This window comes from Paraburkholderia nodosa (genome assembly GCF_001718195.1).
Taxonomy (GTDB): Bacteria; Pseudomonadota; Gammaproteobacteria; order Burkholderiales; family Burkholderiaceae; genus Paraburkholderia; species Paraburkholderia nodosa_A.
In genome coordinates this window covers 178,618-196,344 of sequence record NZ_MCNV01000003.1, presented here as the reverse complement: position 1 = coordinate 196,344, position 17,727 = coordinate 178,618, and the positions used below count along the sequence as shown (strand labels likewise).

The 17,727-nt window shown below is 67.4% G+C and carries 15 protein-coding genes; 9 read left to right on the top strand and 6 right to left on the bottom strand.

Going from position 1 to position 17,727, the window contains the following annotated elements; translation table 11 throughout:
- The first annotated feature begins 106 nt into the window (after positions 1 to 106).
- The 5 genes from pncB (at position 107) to BFD71_RS07120 (ending at position 6,123) form a co-directional block, all read left to right on the top strand.
- Positions 107 to 1,318, top strand: coding sequence for a nicotinate phosphoribosyltransferase (pncB, locus tag BFD71_RS07140; RefSeq protein ID WP_069262590.1), 1,212 nt, complete (start codon positions 107 to 109; stop codon positions 1,316 to 1,318).
- Positions 1,319 to 1,404: 86 nt separating this feature from the next.
- Positions 1,405 to 2,067, top strand: a complete 663-nt coding sequence (locus tag BFD71_RS07135; protein ID WP_069262589.1) for a LutC/YkgG family protein — start codon at positions 1,405 to 1,407, stop codon at positions 2,065 to 2,067.
- Positions 2,057 to 3,493 (top strand): sodium:proton antiporter, encoded by a 1,437-nt coding sequence (locus BFD71_RS07130; RefSeq protein ID WP_083245115.1) that lies wholly within the window; start codon positions 2,057 to 2,059, stop codon positions 3,491 to 3,493. The genes BFD71_RS07135 and BFD71_RS07130 overlap by 11 nt, the downstream gene beginning before the upstream one ends.
- Before the next feature lie 105 nt (positions 3,494 to 3,598).
- Positions 3,599 to 4,588, top strand: a complete 990-nt coding sequence (locus tag BFD71_RS07125; RefSeq protein WP_069262588.1) for a 2-hydroxyacid dehydrogenase — start codon at positions 3,599 to 3,601, stop codon at positions 4,586 to 4,588.
- Between the two features lie 14 nt (positions 4,589 to 4,602).
- Positions 4,603 to 6,123: a DNA recombination protein RmuC gene (locus BFD71_RS07120; protein ID WP_370684257.1), complete on the top strand. Its 1,521-nt coding sequence runs from the start codon at positions 4,603 to 4,605 to the stop codon at positions 6,121 to 6,123.
- Between the two features lie 79 nt (positions 6,124 to 6,202).
- On the opposite strand, the gene BFD71_RS07115 is transcribed toward BFD71_RS07120, so the two are convergent.
- From BFD71_RS07115 to BFD71_RS07090, 6 genes are all read right to left on the bottom strand, one after another.
- Entirely contained in the window at positions 6,203 to 6,700 is a 498-nt protein-coding gene (locus BFD71_RS07115; RefSeq protein ID WP_069262586.1) for a GNAT family N-acetyltransferase, read from the bottom strand.
- Positions 6,700 to 6,975 (bottom strand): hypothetical protein, encoded by a 276-nt coding sequence (locus tag BFD71_RS07110; RefSeq protein WP_028206699.1) that lies wholly within the window; start codon positions 6,973 to 6,975, stop codon positions 6,700 to 6,702. Before BFD71_RS07110 ends, BFD71_RS07115 begins: the two co-directional genes overlap by 1 nt.
- A 67-nt stretch (positions 6,976 to 7,042) precedes the next feature.
- On the bottom strand, positions 7,043 to 8,347 hold the full coding sequence (gene moeA / locus BFD71_RS07105) for a molybdopterin molybdotransferase MoeA (RefSeq protein WP_069262585.1): 1,305 nt from the start codon (positions 8,345 to 8,347) through the stop codon (positions 7,043 to 7,045).
- Between the two features lie 107 nt (positions 8,348 to 8,454).
- On the bottom strand, positions 8,455 to 9,087 hold the full coding sequence (mobA, locus tag BFD71_RS07100) for a molybdenum cofactor guanylyltransferase MobA (RefSeq protein WP_069262584.1): 633 nt from the start codon (positions 9,085 to 9,087) through the stop codon (positions 8,455 to 8,457).
- 6 nt (positions 9,088 to 9,093) lie between these two features.
- Positions 9,094 to 10,215 carry a GTP 3',8-cyclase MoaA gene (gene moaA, locus BFD71_RS07095; protein ID WP_069262583.1) on the bottom strand — a complete coding sequence of 374 codons (1,122 nt, stop codon included), beginning with the start codon at positions 10,213 to 10,215 and terminating at the stop codon, positions 9,094 to 9,096.
- 156 nt (positions 10,216 to 10,371) lie between these two features.
- On the bottom strand, positions 10,372 to 13,602 hold the full coding sequence (locus tag BFD71_RS07090; RefSeq protein WP_069262582.1) for an Rne/Rng family ribonuclease: 3,231 nt from the start codon (positions 13,600 to 13,602) through the stop codon (positions 10,372 to 10,374).
- Positions 13,603 to 14,498: 896 nt separating this feature from the next.
- On the opposite strand from BFD71_RS07090, the gene BFD71_RS07085 reads away from it, so the two are divergent.
- Genes BFD71_RS07085 through BFD71_RS07070 form a run of 4 tightly spaced genes read left to right on the top strand, consistent with a single transcriptional unit; the run spans position 14,499 to position 17,694 of the window.
- On the top strand, positions 14,499 to 15,557 hold the full coding sequence (locus BFD71_RS07085) for an RluA family pseudouridine synthase (RefSeq protein WP_069262581.1): 1,059 nt from the start codon (positions 14,499 to 14,501) through the stop codon (positions 15,555 to 15,557).
- Positions 15,558 to 15,590: 33 nt separating this feature from the next.
- Positions 15,591 to 16,250, top strand: a complete 660-nt coding sequence (locus BFD71_RS07080; protein WP_069262580.1) for an HAD-IIIA family hydrolase — start codon at positions 15,591 to 15,593, stop codon at positions 16,248 to 16,250.
- Positions 16,247 to 16,651 carry a Rieske (2Fe-2S) protein gene (locus BFD71_RS07075; protein ID WP_069262579.1) on the top strand — a complete coding sequence of 135 codons (405 nt, stop codon included), beginning with the start codon at positions 16,247 to 16,249 and terminating at the stop codon, positions 16,649 to 16,651. Before BFD71_RS07080 ends, BFD71_RS07075 begins: the two co-directional genes overlap by 4 nt.
- 38 nt (positions 16,652 to 16,689) lie before the next feature.
- Positions 16,690 to 17,694, top strand: a complete 1,005-nt coding sequence (locus BFD71_RS07070; RefSeq protein ID WP_069262578.1) for a S49 family peptidase — start codon at positions 16,690 to 16,692, stop codon at positions 17,692 to 17,694.
- Positions 17,695 to 17,727 lie beyond the last annotated feature (33 nt).

Here is a 17,727-nt window from a genome sequence, read left to right as displayed (position 1 = left end):
GCACCGCTGGCGTCTGCCGCCCGGAACCGCTGCGGGACATCTGCCCGGCAGCATGTCCGGTTCCCGCTTCGCGGGCGCTATCCGATTGCAGTCCGGCCGGCCCATCATGATCATTACTTCGCTGCTCGATACCGATCTTTACAAATTCACCATGATGCAGGTGGTGCTGCATCATTTCCCCGCGGCCAATGTGGAATACCGCTTCCGCTGCCGCACGCCGAACGTCGATCTCGTGCCCTACGTCGACGAGATCCGCAGCGAAATTCAGAAGCTGTGCAGGCTGCGCTTCGCCGAGACCGAGCTCGACTACCTGCGCAAGATGCGCTTCATCAAGAGCGACTTCATCGACTTTCTCGCGCTCTTTCACCTCAACGAAAAGTACATCTCGGTCACGCCGTCGCCCAAGGCCAATGGCGAGATCGACATCGCGATCCAGGGGCCGTGGCTGCACACGATCCTCTTCGAGATCCCGGTGCTCGCCATCGTCAACGAGGTGTACTTCCGCAACACGCAGCATCATCCGCAGTACGGGGAGGGGCGCGAGCGCCTGCGCCACAAGATCGAGCTACTTGGCGCGAAGCCCGAATTCGCCGACTGCAAGATCGCCGACTACGGTACGCGCCGCCGCTTCTCGAAGCGCTGGCACGAGGAGGTGATCCTCACGCTCAAGGCCGATCTCGGCGAGCAGTTCACGGGCACGAGCAACGTCTACTACGCGATGAAGCACAACCTCACGCCGCTCGGCACGATGGCGCATGAGTACCTGCAGGCGTGCCAGGCGCTCGGGCCGCGTCTGCGCGACTCGCAGATCTTCGGCTTCGAGATGTGGGCGAAGGAATACCGCGGCGACCTGGGCATTGCGCTCTCGGACGTCTACGGCATGCAGGCGTTCCTGCGCGACTTCGACATGTACTTCTGCAAGCTCTTCGACGGCGCGCGGCACGACTCGGGGGATCCGTTCGAGTGGGGCGAGCGCCTGCTCAAGCACTACGAGGACAATCGCTGCGATCCGCGCACGAAGACGATGATCTTCTCGGACGCGCTCGACATTCCCAAGGTGCTGCGCCTGTACGAGCGTTTCGGCGATCGCTGCCGCCTCGCGTTCGGCGTGGGCACGAACCTCACCAACGACCTGGGTTACCAGCCGCTGCAGATCGTCATCAAGATGGTCCGCTGCAACGGTCAGCCCGTCGCCAAGCTTTCCGATTCGCCGGGCAAGAACATGTGCGACGACAAGGCATATCTCGCCTATCTGCGCCAGGTGTTCGGCATCGAGCAGCCCGTAGAGGAAGAGTGCGGGGGGCAACCAGGCGTGTGAAAAACGCCGCACGCTTGACCCGCAGATCGCAGGCGACGCCCCGGTATAATCGGCGCGTCGCCTTTCTTCATCTGACGAGGACGTTCATGGACACGACGGCCGCCCGCCGCAGCATACTCGCGCGCATTCGCGCGGCGCAGGGACGCGAGGCCACGCCCGCGGCGGATGAGCGGGAAGCCGTGGCCGACTACCTCGCGCTACATCCCGAGGGTCCGCGCCCGCCGCTGGAAGGCGATCTCGTTGCGCGCTTCGTCGGCGAGGCGCGCAAGATGTCGAGCACCGTCGACGAAATCCAGCAACTCGCCGACGTGCCCGCCGCCGCGCAACGCTATCTCGCTGAGCGCAGCCTGCCGATGCAGGCCGTCGCGTGGCAGACGCTCGACACGTTCGACTGGGCCGGCGCCGGTCTCGCCGTGCAATTCCGCAAGCCCGAAGATCGCGATCTCGTCGGCCTCACGGGCTGCTTTTGCGCCACCGCAGAAACCGGCACGCTGGTCCTGCTCTCCAGCCCCCAGACGTGGGCCTCGGGCGCGCTGCTGCCCGAAACCCACATCGCCGTCGTGCCCGCTTCGCGCATCGTCGCGGGCCACGAGGACGCCTTCGCGCTCATGCGCGCCGAACGCGGTGAGCTGCCGCGCGCGGTCAACTTCGTTTCGGGGCCTTCGCGCACCGGCGACATCGAGCAGACCATCATTCTTGGCGCACACGGGCCTTATCGCGTGCATGTGATCGTCGTGCATGGCGCGTAAGCGCAACACGGCAAGCGCTTGCGCGGGGACGCTCTGCACGGCGCTGACGCTCTACAGCACGAGCGCACACGCGGCGGCCTTCGACGGCGCATCGCTCGGCGCCGCGTGGGCGCTGCCGTTCGCCGGCATGCTGCTGTCGATCGCGTTCTTCCCGATGTTCGCGGCCACGTTCTGGCATCACCACTTCGGCAAGGTTTCGGCGGCCTGGGCGCTCGCGTTCCTGCTGCCGTTCGCGGCCACGCATGGTGTCGGCGTGACGTATCCGCTGTTCGTGCACGCCGTCGTCGACGAATATCTGCCCTTCATCGTGTTGCTCGGCGCGCTCTATACGATCGCGGGCGGCATCTGCGTGTACGGGAATCTGCGCGGCTCGCCGCGCATGAACACGGCGATCCTCGCGCTCGGCACCGTGCTCGCGAGCGTGATGGGCACGACCGGCGCGGCGATGCTGCTGATCCGCCCGCTCCTGCGCGCGAACGACAACCGCCGGCACAACGTGCACGTGGTCGTGTTCTTCATCTTTCTCGTCGCGAATGCGGGCGGCCTGCTCACGCCGCTCGGCGATCCGCCGCTGTTCCTCGGTTTTCTCAACGGCGTGGGATTCTTCTGGACTGCGCAGCATCTCGCGCTGCCGATGCTGTTCGTGTGCGGTGTGCTGCTCGCCGTGTTCTACGCGCTCGATAGCTGGTACTTTCGCCGCGCCGGGGAAGTGCACGCCGCTGCGCTCGACGCGACGCCGGACACAGACGCGCTCTCCATCGGCGGCAAGGCGAATTTCGTGTTGCTCGCGCTACTCGTCGTGCTCGTGCTGATGAGTGGCGTGTGGCGTCCCGGTATCGTTTTCGAGGTCGCGGGCGCGCACCTGCAGTTGCAGAATCTCGTGCGCGATGCGGGACTCGTTGCGCTCGCACTCATTTCGCTCGTGTTCACGTCGAAAGCAGCGCGCGCCGACAACGGTTTCGAATGGGCGCCGATCGTCGAGGTGGCCAAACTCTTCGCGGGCATTTTCGTGACGATCACGCCGGTCATCGCGATGCTGCGCGCAGGCGAGGCGGGCGCGTTCGCGTCGCTGATCCGGTTCGTGAACGACGCGCCGGGCCGCCCCAACGAAGCGATGTACTTCTGGGCGACGGGGCTCCTCTCGTCGTTTCTCGACAACGCGCCCACCTACCTCGTGTTCTTCAATCTCGCGGGCGGCGACGCCAACGCGCTCATGTCCGGCGGCGCGAAAACGCTCGCCGCGATCTCGGCAGGCGCAGTGTGGATGGGCGCGCTCACCTATATCGGCAACGCGCCGAACTTCATGGTGAAGGCGATCGCGCAGTCGCGCGGCGTGCGCATGCCGGGCTTCTTCGGCTATCTTGGCTGGTCGGGCGTGCTGCTCGCGCCGGTGTTTCTCGCGGCCACCTGGCTCTTTTTCGTCTAGCGGCAAGGCGCTAGCGAGCCGGACTGCGAAAAGCGCGCGAGACTTCCCTGAGCGCCCCGTCACGCGCAACAATGACGGACATCGACTGAAGTGTGGAGAGCAACGATGCAAAAGATTCTCGTGGCGCGCCCGATCTTTCCCGACGTGATCGATCGGCTCAAGCAGTATTTCGACGTGGACTGGAACAACGGCGAAGCGCTTTCGCCCGAGGCGCTGCACCAGCGTCTCGCCGACAAGGACGGCGCGCTCACCGCGGGCGACCCGATCGGCGCCGCAACGCTCGCCGCGGCGCCGCGCCTGCGCGTGGTGTCGAACATGGCCGTGGGCTACAACAACTTCGACATGGCCGCCTTCAACGCGGCCAACGTGCTCGGCACCAACACGCCGGACGTGCTCAACGAAACCACGGCCGACTTCGGCTGGGCGCTGATGATGGCGGCCGCGCGCCGCGTGACGGAATCGGAGCACTTCCTGCGCGCGGGCAAGTGGGACAAGTGGTCGTTCGACGCGTTCCTCGGTTCGGACATTTTCGGCGCCACGCTCGGCGTGATCGGCATGGGCCGTATCGGCCAGGCGCTCGCGCGTCGTGCGCGCGGCTTCGACATGCGCGTGGTGTATCACAACCGTTCGCGCGTCGCGGCTGAGATCGAGCGCGAGCTGAATGCCGAATATCTGTCGAAGGAAGACCTGCTCAGGCAGGCCGACCACGTCGTGCTCGTGCTGCCCTATACGGCGCAAAACCATCACACGATCGGCGCAGCCGAACTCGCGCTGATGAAACCCACGGCGACGCTCACCAACATCGCGCGCGGCGGCATCGTCGACGACGCGGCGCTCGCACACGCGCTGCGCACGCGCCAGATCGCGGCGGCGGGCCTCGACGTGTTCGAGGGCGAGCCGCGCGTGCATCCGGCGTTGCTCGAAGTGGAGAACGTCGTGCTCACGCCGCACATCGCGAGTGCGAGCGAAGCCACGCGCCGCGCGATGGCGAACCTCGCCGCCGACAACCTTATCGCGGCGCTCGGCGAGGGACCGCGCGCCGGCCAGCCGCCCAATCCGATCAACCCCGCTGTGCTGGGGCAAGCCCGTAAATGAGTCCGCTCGCAGTCATGTCGCTGGCGATCGTCGCGCTGGCGTTCGCATTCGTCGTGACGCTCGTGGCGTTGCTGCGCGCGCGTCAAGGCCATGGCGATGGCGACGCCGAGGTCACGCTCGACGCACTCGATCAACTGAGCGACCGCCTCGCCGCGTCGACCGACACGCAGGCGCGCGCGGCCGAGCGCATCGAGCGCGAGCTGCGCAATGAGATCGCGCGCACGGCGCAGAGCTCGCGCAGCGAGTTCGGCGGCGGCTTCGCGCAGGTGCAGCAGGCGCTGGCGGCGCAGCTCGGCAGCATCGCGACCGTGCAGAACAGCCAGATCGACGGTTTCGCCCAGCAGCTCGCCAAACTCACCGCCGCCAATACGCAGCAGCTCGATGCCGTGCGCCAGAGTCTGCATCAGCAAGCCCAGCAGGCGCGAGACGAGCAGGGCGCCGCGCTGCGCCACTTCGGCGCGCTGCTCACGCAGCAGCTCGGGCAACTCACCGAAGTCAACGACCGCCGCTTCGCCGAAGTGCGCGCGACGCTCGAACAGCGCCTCAAGGACATCGAAGCGAACAACGCGGCGAAGCTCGAGGAAATGCGCCGCACGGTCGACGAGAAGCTGCACGCCACGCTCGAACAGCGCCTTGGCGAATCGTTCAAGCTCGTTTCCGATCGGCTGGAGCAGGTGCATCGCGGGCTTGGCGAGATGCAGACGCTGGCCGCGGGCGTGGGCGACCTGAAGAAGGTGCTCACCAATGTGAAGACGCGCGGCACCTGGGGCGAAGTGCAGCTCGAAGCGCTGCTCGAACAGATGCTCACGCCCGACCAGTACGCGAAGAACGTCGCGACGGTGCCGAAGAGCACGGAGCGCGTGGAATTCGCGATTCGCCTGCCCGGACGCGGCGCGGGCGGCGCGGAACAAGGCGAGCCGGTCTGGCTGCCGATCGACGCCAAATTCCCGCGCGAAGACTACGAGCGTCTCATCGATGCGCAGGAGCGCGCGGACGTGCTCGCGATCGAGGAGGCCGGGCGCGCGCTCGAACTGCGCATCCGCGCGGAGGCGCGCACCATCGCCGAGAAGTACGTCGCGCCCCCGCACACGACCGATTTCGCGCTGCTGTTCCTGCCGACCGAAGGCCTTTACGCCGAAATCCTGCGCCGCCCGGGCTTGACCGATGTCCTGCAGCGCGACTACCGCGTGAGCGTGGCGGGTCCGACCACGCTCACGGCACTTCTCAACAGCCTGCAGATGGGCTTTCGCACGCTCGCGATCGAGCGCCGCTCGAGCGAGGTGTGGCAGGTGCTGGGCGCGGTGAAGACGGAGTTCGGCAAGTTCGGCGACGTGCTCGCACGCACCAAGACGCAGCTCGAAACGGTCACGCGTTCCATCGAGGCGGCGGAGGTGCGCACGCGGGCGATGAACCGCAAGCTGCGCGACGTCGAGGCGCTGCCGGGCGAGGCCGCCGCGAATCTTCTCGGCGACGCGCTCCGTAATGGCAACGGCAACGGCGACGCAGAAAGCGAAACGGGCTTCGGCGACGAGTGACCGCAACCCGCGCGCCAAAAGACAACGGGCCGCCTGATCAGACGGCCCGTTTGCATTCGAGCGTATGCGGTGCGTTCGCTTACCCGCTGACCGTTTCACCAGCTGCGGCGAGCTTTTCGAGCGCATCGCCGGTCATGCGCACGACGCGCCAGTCGGGCAGCACGGTCGCGCCGAGCTTTTCATAGACGCCGATGGCCGGCGTGTTCCAGTCGAGCACGGTCCACTCGAAGCGGGCGCAGCCGCGTTCGACGGCGATCGCCGCGAGCGCGCGCAACATCGCGGTGCCGAGGCCGGTGCCGCGCTGCGACGGCTGCACGTAGAGGTCTTCGAGATAAAGGCCGCGGCGGCTCAGGAACGTCGAGTAGTTGTGGAAGAAGAGCGCGTAGCCGACGATGCGGCCGGCGTCTTCCGCCACCAGCGCTTCAGCGGCCGGGCGCGTGCCGAACAGGGCGTCGGCGAGGCCATCGGCCGTGCCCGTGAACAGATGCGTGAGCTTTTCGAACTCCGCGAGCTCGTACATCAGCGCGTGCATCGCGCCGACGTCGGCGGGCGTGGCGGCGCGGATCGTCGCGGTCATCACGCTTCCTCGGGCACGTCGGAAAGATGGATCTCGATGCCGCCGAAGCGCGAGGCCACCCAGTTGTAGGCGTGACAGGCGATCCACAGCAGGATGAAGCCGACGATCGCGTTGAGCAGCAGCGCGCTGAAGATGGTCGAGAGTTCGACCGCGCCATAGCGCACGAACGCCACGAGCACGCCAAGCAGCACGATCGGCACGCTGAAGGTCAGGTACACGAGGATGAGCGCCTTGGCGGTCTGGCCCGCAGCGATGAACGAGATCTGTTTTTTCATAGTAGTCGGTCCGTTATGCAGGTGTGGACGTGTGGTTGGTTTTGATGACCTCTCGGGCGCCGCCGCGCTAGACGAGTCCATCGAACAGCATGATGTCGACCGCGTCGCCGGCATCGAGATCGCCGGCTTCATGGGCGAGCACGATGAAGCAGTTCGCCTCGCTCATCGTGCTGAGCGCGCCCGAGCTTTGCGAGCCGGTCGGCGCGACGCGCCACTGGCCGCTGGCGTCGCGGCGCGCGAGGCCGCGCTGGAATTCGGTGCGGCCCGCGCGCTTTTTGATCGGCTGATCGCTCAATGCCGGCACGAGCGGGACGGGCTGCGCTTGCGCGCCCGCCATCGCCAAGAGAGCGGGGCGCACGATCTGGTAGAACGAGACCATCGTCGCGACCGGGTTACCGGGCAGCCCGAACAGGAGCGCCGCGCGGCCCGCGCCCGGGCGTCCGCCCGACCAGATGCGGCCGAACGCAAGCGGGCGGCCGGGACGCATGGCGAGGCCCCAGAACGAGACGTCGCCGAGCGTTTGCAACTGGGTGCGCGTGAAATCGGCTTCGCCGACCGAGACGCCGCCGGAGGTTAGCACGACATCGGCGGATTCGGCAGCGAGTTTCAGCGTGGCGGCCAGCGCCGCGGGGTCGTCGCGCACGACGCCCAGATCGATCGCCTCGACGTTCAGGCGCTGCAGCATCGCGCCGAGCGCGTAGCGGTTGCTGTCGTAGATGCAGCCCGCTTCGAGCGGCTCGCCTGGCGAGCGCAGTTCGTCGCCGGTCGAGAAGTAGGCCACGCGCAGGCGCTGCTTCACGTGCGCCTCGATGAGGCCAAGCGACGCCAGCAAGCCAATGTCGGACGCGCGCAGCACGCGGCCGGCCGCGAGCGCCGCGCCGCCGCGCGCGAGGTCCTCGCCCTTACGGCGCGCGTTCGCGCCGCGTTTGACGGCGTTTGCTTCGAAAGTGACGACGTCGCCCTGCACAGACACATGCTCTTGCGGCACGACGGTGTCGCAGTTCGCGGGCATCGGCGCGCCGGTCATGATGCGCACGCACGCACCCGCGGCAACGTCGCCCGGGTAAGCGTGACCGGCGAAGGCCTTGCCGCATACGGCGAGCGAGAGGGCGCCGGAGATGTCGGCCAGGGCCGCGCCATCGAACGCGTAGCCGTCCATCGCGGCGTTGTCGTGCGCGGGAACGTCGATGGGCGAAATCACGTCTTCGGCCAGCACACGCGCGAGCGCTTCACGCAGCGGCACGCGTTCGCTCGCCGCAAGCGGCGTCGCCCACTGCAGCACGATGGCCTGCGCGGCGCTGACGGGCAAAGCTTGCGGATCGTACTGGCTGATGCAGCCGGCGCTGCCGGAGGGATGGTTAAGCGTGGTCATCGAGTGAGGAAGCGTCGCATCCGCACGGCGTGTGCGGCGATCGTCCAGGCGGGCGTGCCGGCCGTGTGCCGGGGACGGCGGCCGACCGGGCGGCGCCCGATTGCAATTCAGGCGCGTTCGAGTTCGGCCAGTTCCTGTAAGGAATTGATATTGTAAAACGCACGTTCGTCGGCAAAGGCGACTTCGGTGGCCGTGTGGCGCGCGTACCACGCACGCACCTTGCGCTCGCCGGCGGCGAGGAAGGCGGCGAGGTCGTCGGCGAGCGAGGTGCGTACGAGCGCGAATACCGGGTGCAGCGAGACCACGCCTTCGGCATTCGTCGTGGTCGAAGTCACGATGTCGGCGCGCGCCGAGAGCGCGGCGTGGCCCAGGCGCTCGGCGAGATCGGCCGGCAGCCAGGGCGAGTCGCAGGGCGCCGTGAGGAGCCATTCGGTTTGCGCCGCGCGCAGTCCCGCGAGGAGCCCCGCGAGCGGGCCGGGGAAGTCGGGCAGCGTATCGGCGAGCACGCTCGCTCGCCATGGTGCGCCGAGCGCCGCATAAGCATCGCCGTTGCGGTTCGCGCTGATCGAGAGGGCGCCGACCTGCGGCGCGAGGCGCGTGAGCACGTGCGCGGCAAGCGGTTTGCCGTGCAGCATCTGCAAGCCCTTGTCCGCGCCGCCCATACGCTGGCCGCGGCCGCCCGCGAGCACGAGGCCCGTGATCGATGCAGTGGGAATGGGGTTGGCGCTCGTCGGCGTCATGGCTCCTCAGCCGCCGATATAGGACATTTCGATGCGACGCTCGTCGGAGGCCGCCGGCGCCTGCGCGCTGCCCCGCAGCTGCGAATAGCGGTCGGCGCGGCCTTCCCATACCTGCGCGATGGCGCCGGAGATTGCCGTGTCGGTGGCGCCGTTGCGCAACAGCGCGCGCAGGTCGTAACCCATCGAGGCGAAGAGGCACAGGTACAGCTTGCCCTCGGTCGAAAGGCGCGCGCGCGTGCAGTCGCCGCAGAACGCGCGCGTCACGCTGGAGATCGCGCCGATTTCGCCCGCGCCATCTGCGTAGCCCCAGCGCTGCGCCGTTTCGGCGGCGTTGTGGGGCTCCAGCGGCACGAGCGGCCAGTGCTCGGAAATGCGCGCGACGACTTCCGCCGACGGCAGCACTTCGGCCATGTTCCAGCCATTCGAGGTGCCCACGTCCATGTACTCGATGAAGCGCAGCGTCACATCCGTGCCGCGGAAATGCCGTGCAAGCGGCACGATCTCGCCGTCGTTCGTGCCGCGCTTGACGACCGTGTTGACCTTGATCGGCGCGAGACCCACGGCTTGTGCCGCCGCAATGCCGTCGAGCACGTCGGCCACCGCGAAGTCGGCGTCGTTCATGCGGCGAAAGAGGGCGTCGTCGAGGGCGTCCAGGCTCACCGTCACGCGTGTGAGGCCCGCGTCACGCAGCGCGCGCGCCTTGCGGGCAAGCAGCGAGCCATTGGTGGTGAGCGTGATATCGAGCGGTTCGCCTGCGGGCGTACGCAGCGCGGCGAGCCGCTCGATCAGGAATTCGATGTTCTTGCGCAGCAGCGGCTCACCACCCGTGAGGCGGATCTTGGTGACGCCATGCGCGACGAAAAGCCGTGCGAGCCGCTCGATTTCTTCGAGCGAAAGCAGTGCGGAATGGGGCAAAAACGGGTAATCCTTGTCGAACACGGCTCGCGGCATGCAGTACACGCAGCGGAAATTACAGCGGTCCGTGACCGAGATGCGAAGGTCGCGCAGGGGTCTGGCGAGCGCGTCGAAGACCGCGCCAGAAGGCGCGCGCACGGCTTCTGCGGCCGTCCGGGGCAATTCGGGCGGCAGCGATCGAACGTCGGCAACAGGGATGATGCGTCGTGTCATGGCCTCTTCGTTCTCGCGTTAGTTCGATTTTAGCCGAACCAGGACCTGCCTTCAGACAAGGGAGAACGCTGATATATCAAAAAAAGCCCGCCGGGAGGGGCGGGCTTTTCGGGGTGCGCCGGAATCGGGGCCCGGCGGCCAGTTGCCTTGCAGCGCTTACGGCAGGCGGGTGGTCTCGACCTGCTGCATCGGCGTGCTGTCGACCGGCGGCAGCGGCTTGCGCTCGCGCGGCGTGCGTGCGGGCTTGACCAGCTGCGCGGCGGCTTGCTGCGCAGCGCGCAGCTTGTCGGCGTCAGTATTGACCCAGACGAGACCCGCCGATTCCAGCATCGGGCGCAGCGTGTCTGCGGTGGGGGCAGCCGCGGACGCCGCCGTTGCCACCGGGGCCGGATGCGAGGCAACCGGCTCGGTGATCGCGACGACCGCCGGAGCGGCGGCTACCGCTTCTTGTGCCGGCTCCGGTTGAGCGACGGGCGCTGCTGCCGCTGCCACGGGCTCTTCGGTCCGCGGTGCTTCGACGCGATCTTCGCGCACGACAGGCGGCGTTTCGGCCTGAACCGGCTCCACCGGGGCTGCCGGCGCGACCGGTTCGTCCGCTGCGGCAGGGGCCACAGGAGCGACAGGTGCCACAGCTTCTTCGGCCTTCGGCTCGACCGCGTGTGCGGTTTCGACGCTCACCGGTGCGGCTTCGGCGGGTGCCGGAGCCGGCTCGGCAGGAGCCGGAGCTTGCTCTGCAGCGGGCGCGACGGTTTCGACGGGCGCCGTCGTCACTGCAGCGGGAGGCACGTGCCCGGCTTCAGCGACGGCGGCTGCGGCCGGCAGTGCGGTCACGACAGGCTCGGCAGCCGCCTCGGTGCGCGCTTCTACGGCCGGTGCTTCATGCACTTGTGCGGCAATGGCAGGCTGCTCGAGCGCCGGTTGGGCGGGGGCGGCTTGCTCTTCGCCTTCCGGTGCATCTGCGCCCGGCGTCAGGCCGGCTGCATCCGTCTCGCGCTCGCGGCGACCACCACGGCGGCCGCGGCGGCGGCGGCGGCGTTCTTCGCCTTCACGCGGTGCGCCATCTTCGTCGGCACCGGCGCTCACGCCTTCGAGCAGGTCTTCCGTCTGCGGCGCTTCGACGCCTTCGGCGCCTGCCGATGCGGCGTCAAGACGCGCTTCCTGGGCTTCAGCGGCCTCGGCTTGCTGACGGCGACGCGACTCACCGCGCTCGCCACGTTCACCACGCTCGCGGCGCTCGCCACGTGCGGCGCCGGCTTCTGCCGTTACATCGCTACGTTCCTGACCGCGCTCGACGCGTTCGATGCGCTGTTCGCGCTCGGTGCGCGCTTCGCGGGTTTCACGCGGTTCACGTTGCTCGCGCGGTTCGCGTTGTTCACGCGGCTCACGCGGCTCGCGGACACCACGGCCTTCGCGTGCTTCACGCGGCTCACGCTGTTCGCGCGGCTCGCGTTCCTCACGGCGGCCAGCCGGCTGGCCGGCACGTGCGCCGCCTGCGCTTTCGCCGCGGGCTGCCGCGTCGCGGCCGCCGGAGCGGCGATTGCGGTTGCGATCGCCGCCGGTCTTCTCACCGCGCTCGGTACGCGCTTCGCGGGTCGGACGGGCAGTCTTTTCGGGTTGAGCGACCGGTGCCGGCGCGGGCGCCGCAGCCGGTGCACCGCCAAAGAGACGCTTGACCCAGCCAAAGAAGCCGCCGCCCGCGGGCGTGACAGCCAGTTGTGCCGCGACGGGCGCGGTTTCGGCCGGCTTGACCGGCGCGCTCGGCGCCGGACGCTCCGGCGTGATGCCCTTCACCGCCGCTTCCTGTTTCGGCTTGGCTTCGGCGGTACGCTTGCTGTAGCCGGTTTCCGACTCGAGTTCACGAGCCGCTTCCTCGGCCATCTTCCACGAGGCGCGCGGGTCGTCGAGGCGCGCATCGTCGTGACGCAGGCGCTCGAGCTTGTAGTGCGGCGTTTCGAGGTGCTTGTTCGGGATCAGAACGACCGCAACCTTGAAGCGCGACTCGATCTTGTTGATCTCCGAGCGCTTTTCGTTGAGCAGGAAGGCGGTCACTTCGACCGGCACCTGGCAATGAATTGCCGCGGTGTTTTCCTTCATCGCCTCTTCCTGGATGATGCGCAGCACCTGCAGCGCCGACGATTCCGTATCGCGGATATGACCCGTGCCGTTACAGCGCGGGCAGGTCACGTGGCTGCCTTCCGAGAGGGCGGGGCGCAGGCGCTGGCGCGACAGCTCCATCAGGCCGAAGCGCGAGATCTTGCCCATCTGCACGCGGGCGCGGTCGTGGCGCAGCGCGTCTTTCAGGCGCTGCTCGACTTCGCGCTGGCTCTTGGCCGACTCCATGTCGATGAAGTCGATCACGATCAGGCCGCCCAGGTCGCGCAGACGCAACTGGCGCGCCACTTCGTCGGCGGCTTCGAGGTTGGTGCGCGCGGCGGTTTCCTCGATGTCGGCGCCCTTGGTGGCGCGCGCCGAGTTCACGTCGATGGCGACCAGGGCTTCGGTGTGGTCGATCACGATCGCGCCGCCCGAGGGCAGCGGCACCGTGCGCGAATACGCCGTCTCGATCTGGTGCTCGATCTGGAAACGCGAGAAAAGCGGCACGTCGTCGTGATACCGCTTCACCTTATTGACATTGTCCGGCATCACGATATCCATGAAGGCGCGCGCCTGGTCATGGATCTCGGTGGTGTCGATGAGGATTTCGCCGATGTCGGGCTGGAAGTAGTCGCGGATCGCGCGAATGACGAGGCTCGATTCCAGGTAGATCAGCATGGGCTGACCGGACTGGCCGGCCTGCGACGCGGCTTCGATGGCGCGCCACAGTTGCAGCAGGTAGTTCAGGTCCCACTGGAGCTCTTCGGCGGAGCGGCCGATACCGGCGGTACGCGCGATGATGCTCATGCCGTCCGGCAGTTGCAGCTGCGCCATGGTTTCGCGCAGTTCCTGACGGTCGTCGCCCTCGATGCGGCGCGAGACGCCGCCGCCGCGCGGGTTGTTCGGCATGAGCACGAGGTAGCGGCCGGCGAGCGAGATGAACGTGGTGAGGGCGGCGCCCTTGTTGCCGCGCTCTTCCTTCTCGACCTGGACGATCAGCTCCTGGCCTTCCTTGAGGGCGTCCTGAATGCGCGCGCCGCGCATGTCGATGCCTTCGCGGAAGTACTGGCGGGCGACTTCCTTGAACGGCAGGAAGCCGTGGCGGTCTTCGCCGTAGTTGACGAAACACGCCTCGAGCGAAGGCTCGATCCGGGTGACGATCCCCTTGTAGATGTTGCCTTTGCGCTGTTCGCGCCCGGCGGTTTCGATGTCGATGTCGATGAGCTTCTGTCCATCGACGATGGCGACACGCAGTTCTTCCTGCTGTGTCGCGTTGAACAGCATTCGTTTCATTGAACGACTCCAGTGCGTTCGCGCGCGAGCCGCACGGTGCGCGGCGGTGACGCCAGGCAGCACGGTGCGGGCAGCGGCGAGCCGCGCCTTATTGTGTTGTCACAAGCACGCTGGAGCGGGAACGATGGCGGGGAGAATTGCCTTTCCTGGGCGCCGGTCCGGCGTTGCGTTGCCGTGGACGGGGCCGCGTGGGCACATGCGAAATACGTCTTCAAGAAGAGAAGAGACATGCCGCGGGTTCGCGACGGCAACGTTTTCCTGCGCTTCCAATCCACCTGGCTGCCGTGACCATGAACGTGCCGATGGGTGTGCCCATCGCACTGGCCGTGACAGACGCCGGCCGCAGCGGCGAACCGCGCGCGCTTGCGACTGGATCAGGTTCGCGGCCTCAAGATTCAATCAGGGCCGCGCACGGGAAGCTATTCAGGAACGCCCGTCTTCCCCCTCGGGGTGTCTCGCCACTTTTGACGTCGCCGTGTCCCGCACATTGCCGGGACGCTTCGGGCGCTCGCCGTATTTTCGCCACCAGCGCCTCCTGCAGCGGTCACTTCGACCGCGCGGCGGGACGCGCCGGATAAATTCTTTATACCAATGTTCCGTTACCGTCGGAGCCGCTCCTGACCGAACGTGCCTGTGGGCGCCGTCCCTGCCGGAGTGGTGATCCGTGCGTGCAACTCGTTGCTTCTCATCAAACGGGGTGAGCAACCAGCCCCGGGCGCAAGTAAAATAACCGTTTATCGCTTGCAGCCTGCGCTCGCCGCGTGGTCCAAGTCCAGGATAACCCCCTTGGGGTGTCCATTGGGTGGTTCGCAGAACATTTGGCCATTTGGCCTGGGCCATTTGGCCTGGGCCATTTGGCCTACCGTTGCGTCGGCGCTGGGCAAATTATATTCAGAATGAAAGGGTTAGGCAAAACATCCCAGAATCAGGTCGCAAGCGACCAGGTTTCGTTCGTCGAAATCGACGAGGGCGCGGCCGGTCAGCGCATCGACAATTTTCTCGTGCGCGTCTGCAAAGGCGTGCCGAAAAGCCACATCTATCGCATTTTGCGCAGCGGGGAAGTGCGCGTAAATAAGGGCCGGGTCGACGCGCAGTATCGGCTCGCGGAAGGAGACATCGTGCGCGTGCCGCCCATCCGCACGTCGCAGTCGAATGCGCCGGCCGGCGCCACGCCCGTGCCGGCGGCTCAGTTTCCCATCATCTACGAGGACGACGCGCTGCTCGTCATCGACAAGCCTGCCGGCGTGGCCGTGCACGGCGGCAGCGGGGTGGCGTTCGGCGTGATCGAGCAGTTGCGCGCGGCGCGAACGCAGGGCAAGTTCCTCGAACTGGTCCACCGGCTCGACCGCGAAACGTCGGGCGTGCTGATGCTCGCCAAGAAGCGCGCCGCACTCGTGGGCCTGCATGCGCAGATGCGCGATAACCAGACCGACAAGCGCTATTACGCCTGCGTCCACGGCGAATGGGCGAGCGACTGGGGCCGTCGGCGCGCTGTGAAGGAGCCGCTTCACAAGTATCTGACCCCGGAAGGCGAGCGTCGTGTGCGCGTGCAGCCGGACGGCTTGCCCTCGCATACGGTGTTCAATCTCGTCGAGCGCTGGCCGGGCTACGCGCTGCTCGAAGCCGAACTGAAGACGGGCCGCACGCACCAGATCCGCGTGCACCTCGCTCACCTCGGCCTGCCGATCGTCGGCGACGCCAAGTACGGCGACTTCGCGCTCAACAAGGATCTCGCGCGCACGGGCGCGCGGCCGGGCATCAAGCGGATGTTCCTGCATGCGCACCGGTTGAAGCTCGCTCACCCGATCACGGGCGTCCCGTTGCAGTTCGAGGCACCGCTGCCGGCGGATTGCCGCGGCTTCGTCGACGCGCTGCGCGCGCAGCGCGAGCAAGGCGCGGCAACCGACGCGGCCCGACCTGACGCGGCCCAACCTGACGCGGCCCGTCCCGAATGACACCGAATCTGACAGCGTTTGGAGAAGTCCTGCATGGCTCGAGAGTTATTTGACCTGATTGTGTTCGACTGGGACGGCACCCTGATGGACTCGACCGCCCATATCACGCGCAGCATCCAGGCGGCGTGCCGCGACCTCGGCCTGCCCGTGCCCGGCGACGAGGCGGCGAGCTACGTGATCGGCCTCGGCCTGCGCGAGGCGCTGCAGATCGCCGCGCCCACGCTCGATCCGGCCGACTACCCGCGGCTCGTCGAGCGCTATCGCATCCATTATTTGCTGAAGGACCAGCAGACCGAGCTGTTCGCAGGCGTGCGCGAGATGCTCGCGGAACTGCGCGACACCGGCTACCTGCTCGCCGTGGCGACGGGCAAGAGTCGCGTGGGGCTGAACCGCGCGCTGGCGGATTCGCGGCTCACGAGCCTCTTCGACGGCACCCGCTGCGCCGATGAAACCTTCTCGAAGCCGCATCCGGCCATGCTTCAGGAGCTCACGCGCGAACTGGGGCAGGATCTGGGGCGCACGGTGATGATCGGCGACACGACCCACGATCTGCAGATGGCGATCAACGCGGGCGCGGCTGCCATTGGCGTGGCGTATGGCGCGCACGCATCCGGCGCACTCGAAAAGCTCGAGCCGCGCTTTGTCGCGCCCGACGTTGCTGCGCTCGCGGGCTGGCTGCGGGAGAACGCATGAGCGCGGCGCCCGAGACAGCGGCGCTCGAGCCGGTACGCGTCTGCGCGTCCGACGAACTCACCGAGGGCGGCGAGGGTCGGCGCATGAATGCGACCTACGCGGGCGGCGACGCGGTGGTGTTCTTCGTGCGCTATGGCGGAGAGGCGTACGGCTACCTGAACCGCTGCGCGCACGTGCCGATGGAACTCGACTGGGTCGAGGGCCAGTTCTTCGAGTCGTCGGGGCTCTATCTGATGTGCGCCACGCACGGCGCGATCTACCAGCCCGACACGGGCAAGTGCGTGGGCGGACCATGCCGCGGCGGGCGTTTGCGCCCCGTGCAAGTCGAGGAACGCGACACGCCCGAGGGGCGTGCGGTATTCTGGCTGCCGGACGACGCTTTGCGTCCGACCCCAACCTGATTCCTGACTTTCGACCCTTTCGAACGTAACCCGCTCGCATGTCCGACAATCCGACCCCTGATTCGAACGAAGCGCCACGCGCGGCTTCGTCAGACCGCGGCGCGTCCGCGCCTGGCTGGGAGCGCGAGGCGCTCGAACGTATCGCGCTTGCGGCCATAACCGAGCAGCGTGCGGCGCGGCGCTGGCGTATTTTCTTTCGCTTCGCGTTTCTCGCCGTGTTCGTGGTGATCGCGTGGGCGATCCTCGATCTGTCGGGCGCGCGCGTGGAGAGTGAAGGGCGCCACACGGCGCTCGTTTCGCTCGACGGCGAAATCGGCTCCGACACCCCGGCGAACGCGGAGGACATCATCAGCGCGCTCGACAGCGCCTTCGACGACGACGGCACCGCGGGCGTCATCCTGCATATCGACAGCCCCGGCGGCAGCCCGGTGCAGGCCGGCATCATCAACGACGAGATCCACCGTCTGCGCATCAAGTATCCGGCCATCCCGCTGTATGTGGTGGTGGGCGACATGTGCGCTTCGGGCGGATATTACGTTGCGGCCGCCGCCGACAAGATTTACGTCAACAAGGCGAGCATCGTGGGCTCGATCGGCGTGCTGATGGACGGATTCGGCTTTACCGGCCTCATGGACAAGCTCGGCGTCCAGCGGCGCCTGCGTACCTCGGGAGAAAACAAGGGCTTCTTCGATCCGTTCTCGCCCGACACGCCGAAAATGGACGCGCATGCCCAGGAGATGCTCGACCAGATCCACCAGCAGTTCATCGACGCCGTGAAGGCCGGCCGCGGCAAGCGTCTGAAGGACTCGCCGGATATCTTCTCGGGCCTGTTCTGGACCGGGCAGAAGAGCGTGGATCTCGGTCTGGCTGACGGCTACGGCGACACCGATTACGTGGCGCGCGAGGTCATCAAGGCGCCGGACGTCGTCGATTACACGGTCAAGCAGAGCCTTACCGATCGCGTGGCGAAGCGCGTGGGCGCGAACATCGGCTCGGCGGCTGTGCATTCGCTGCTGATGGGCGGCAAGCTGTCGGTGCACTGAGCACTGGCGGGGCGTTAGCCACCGGTCGTCCTC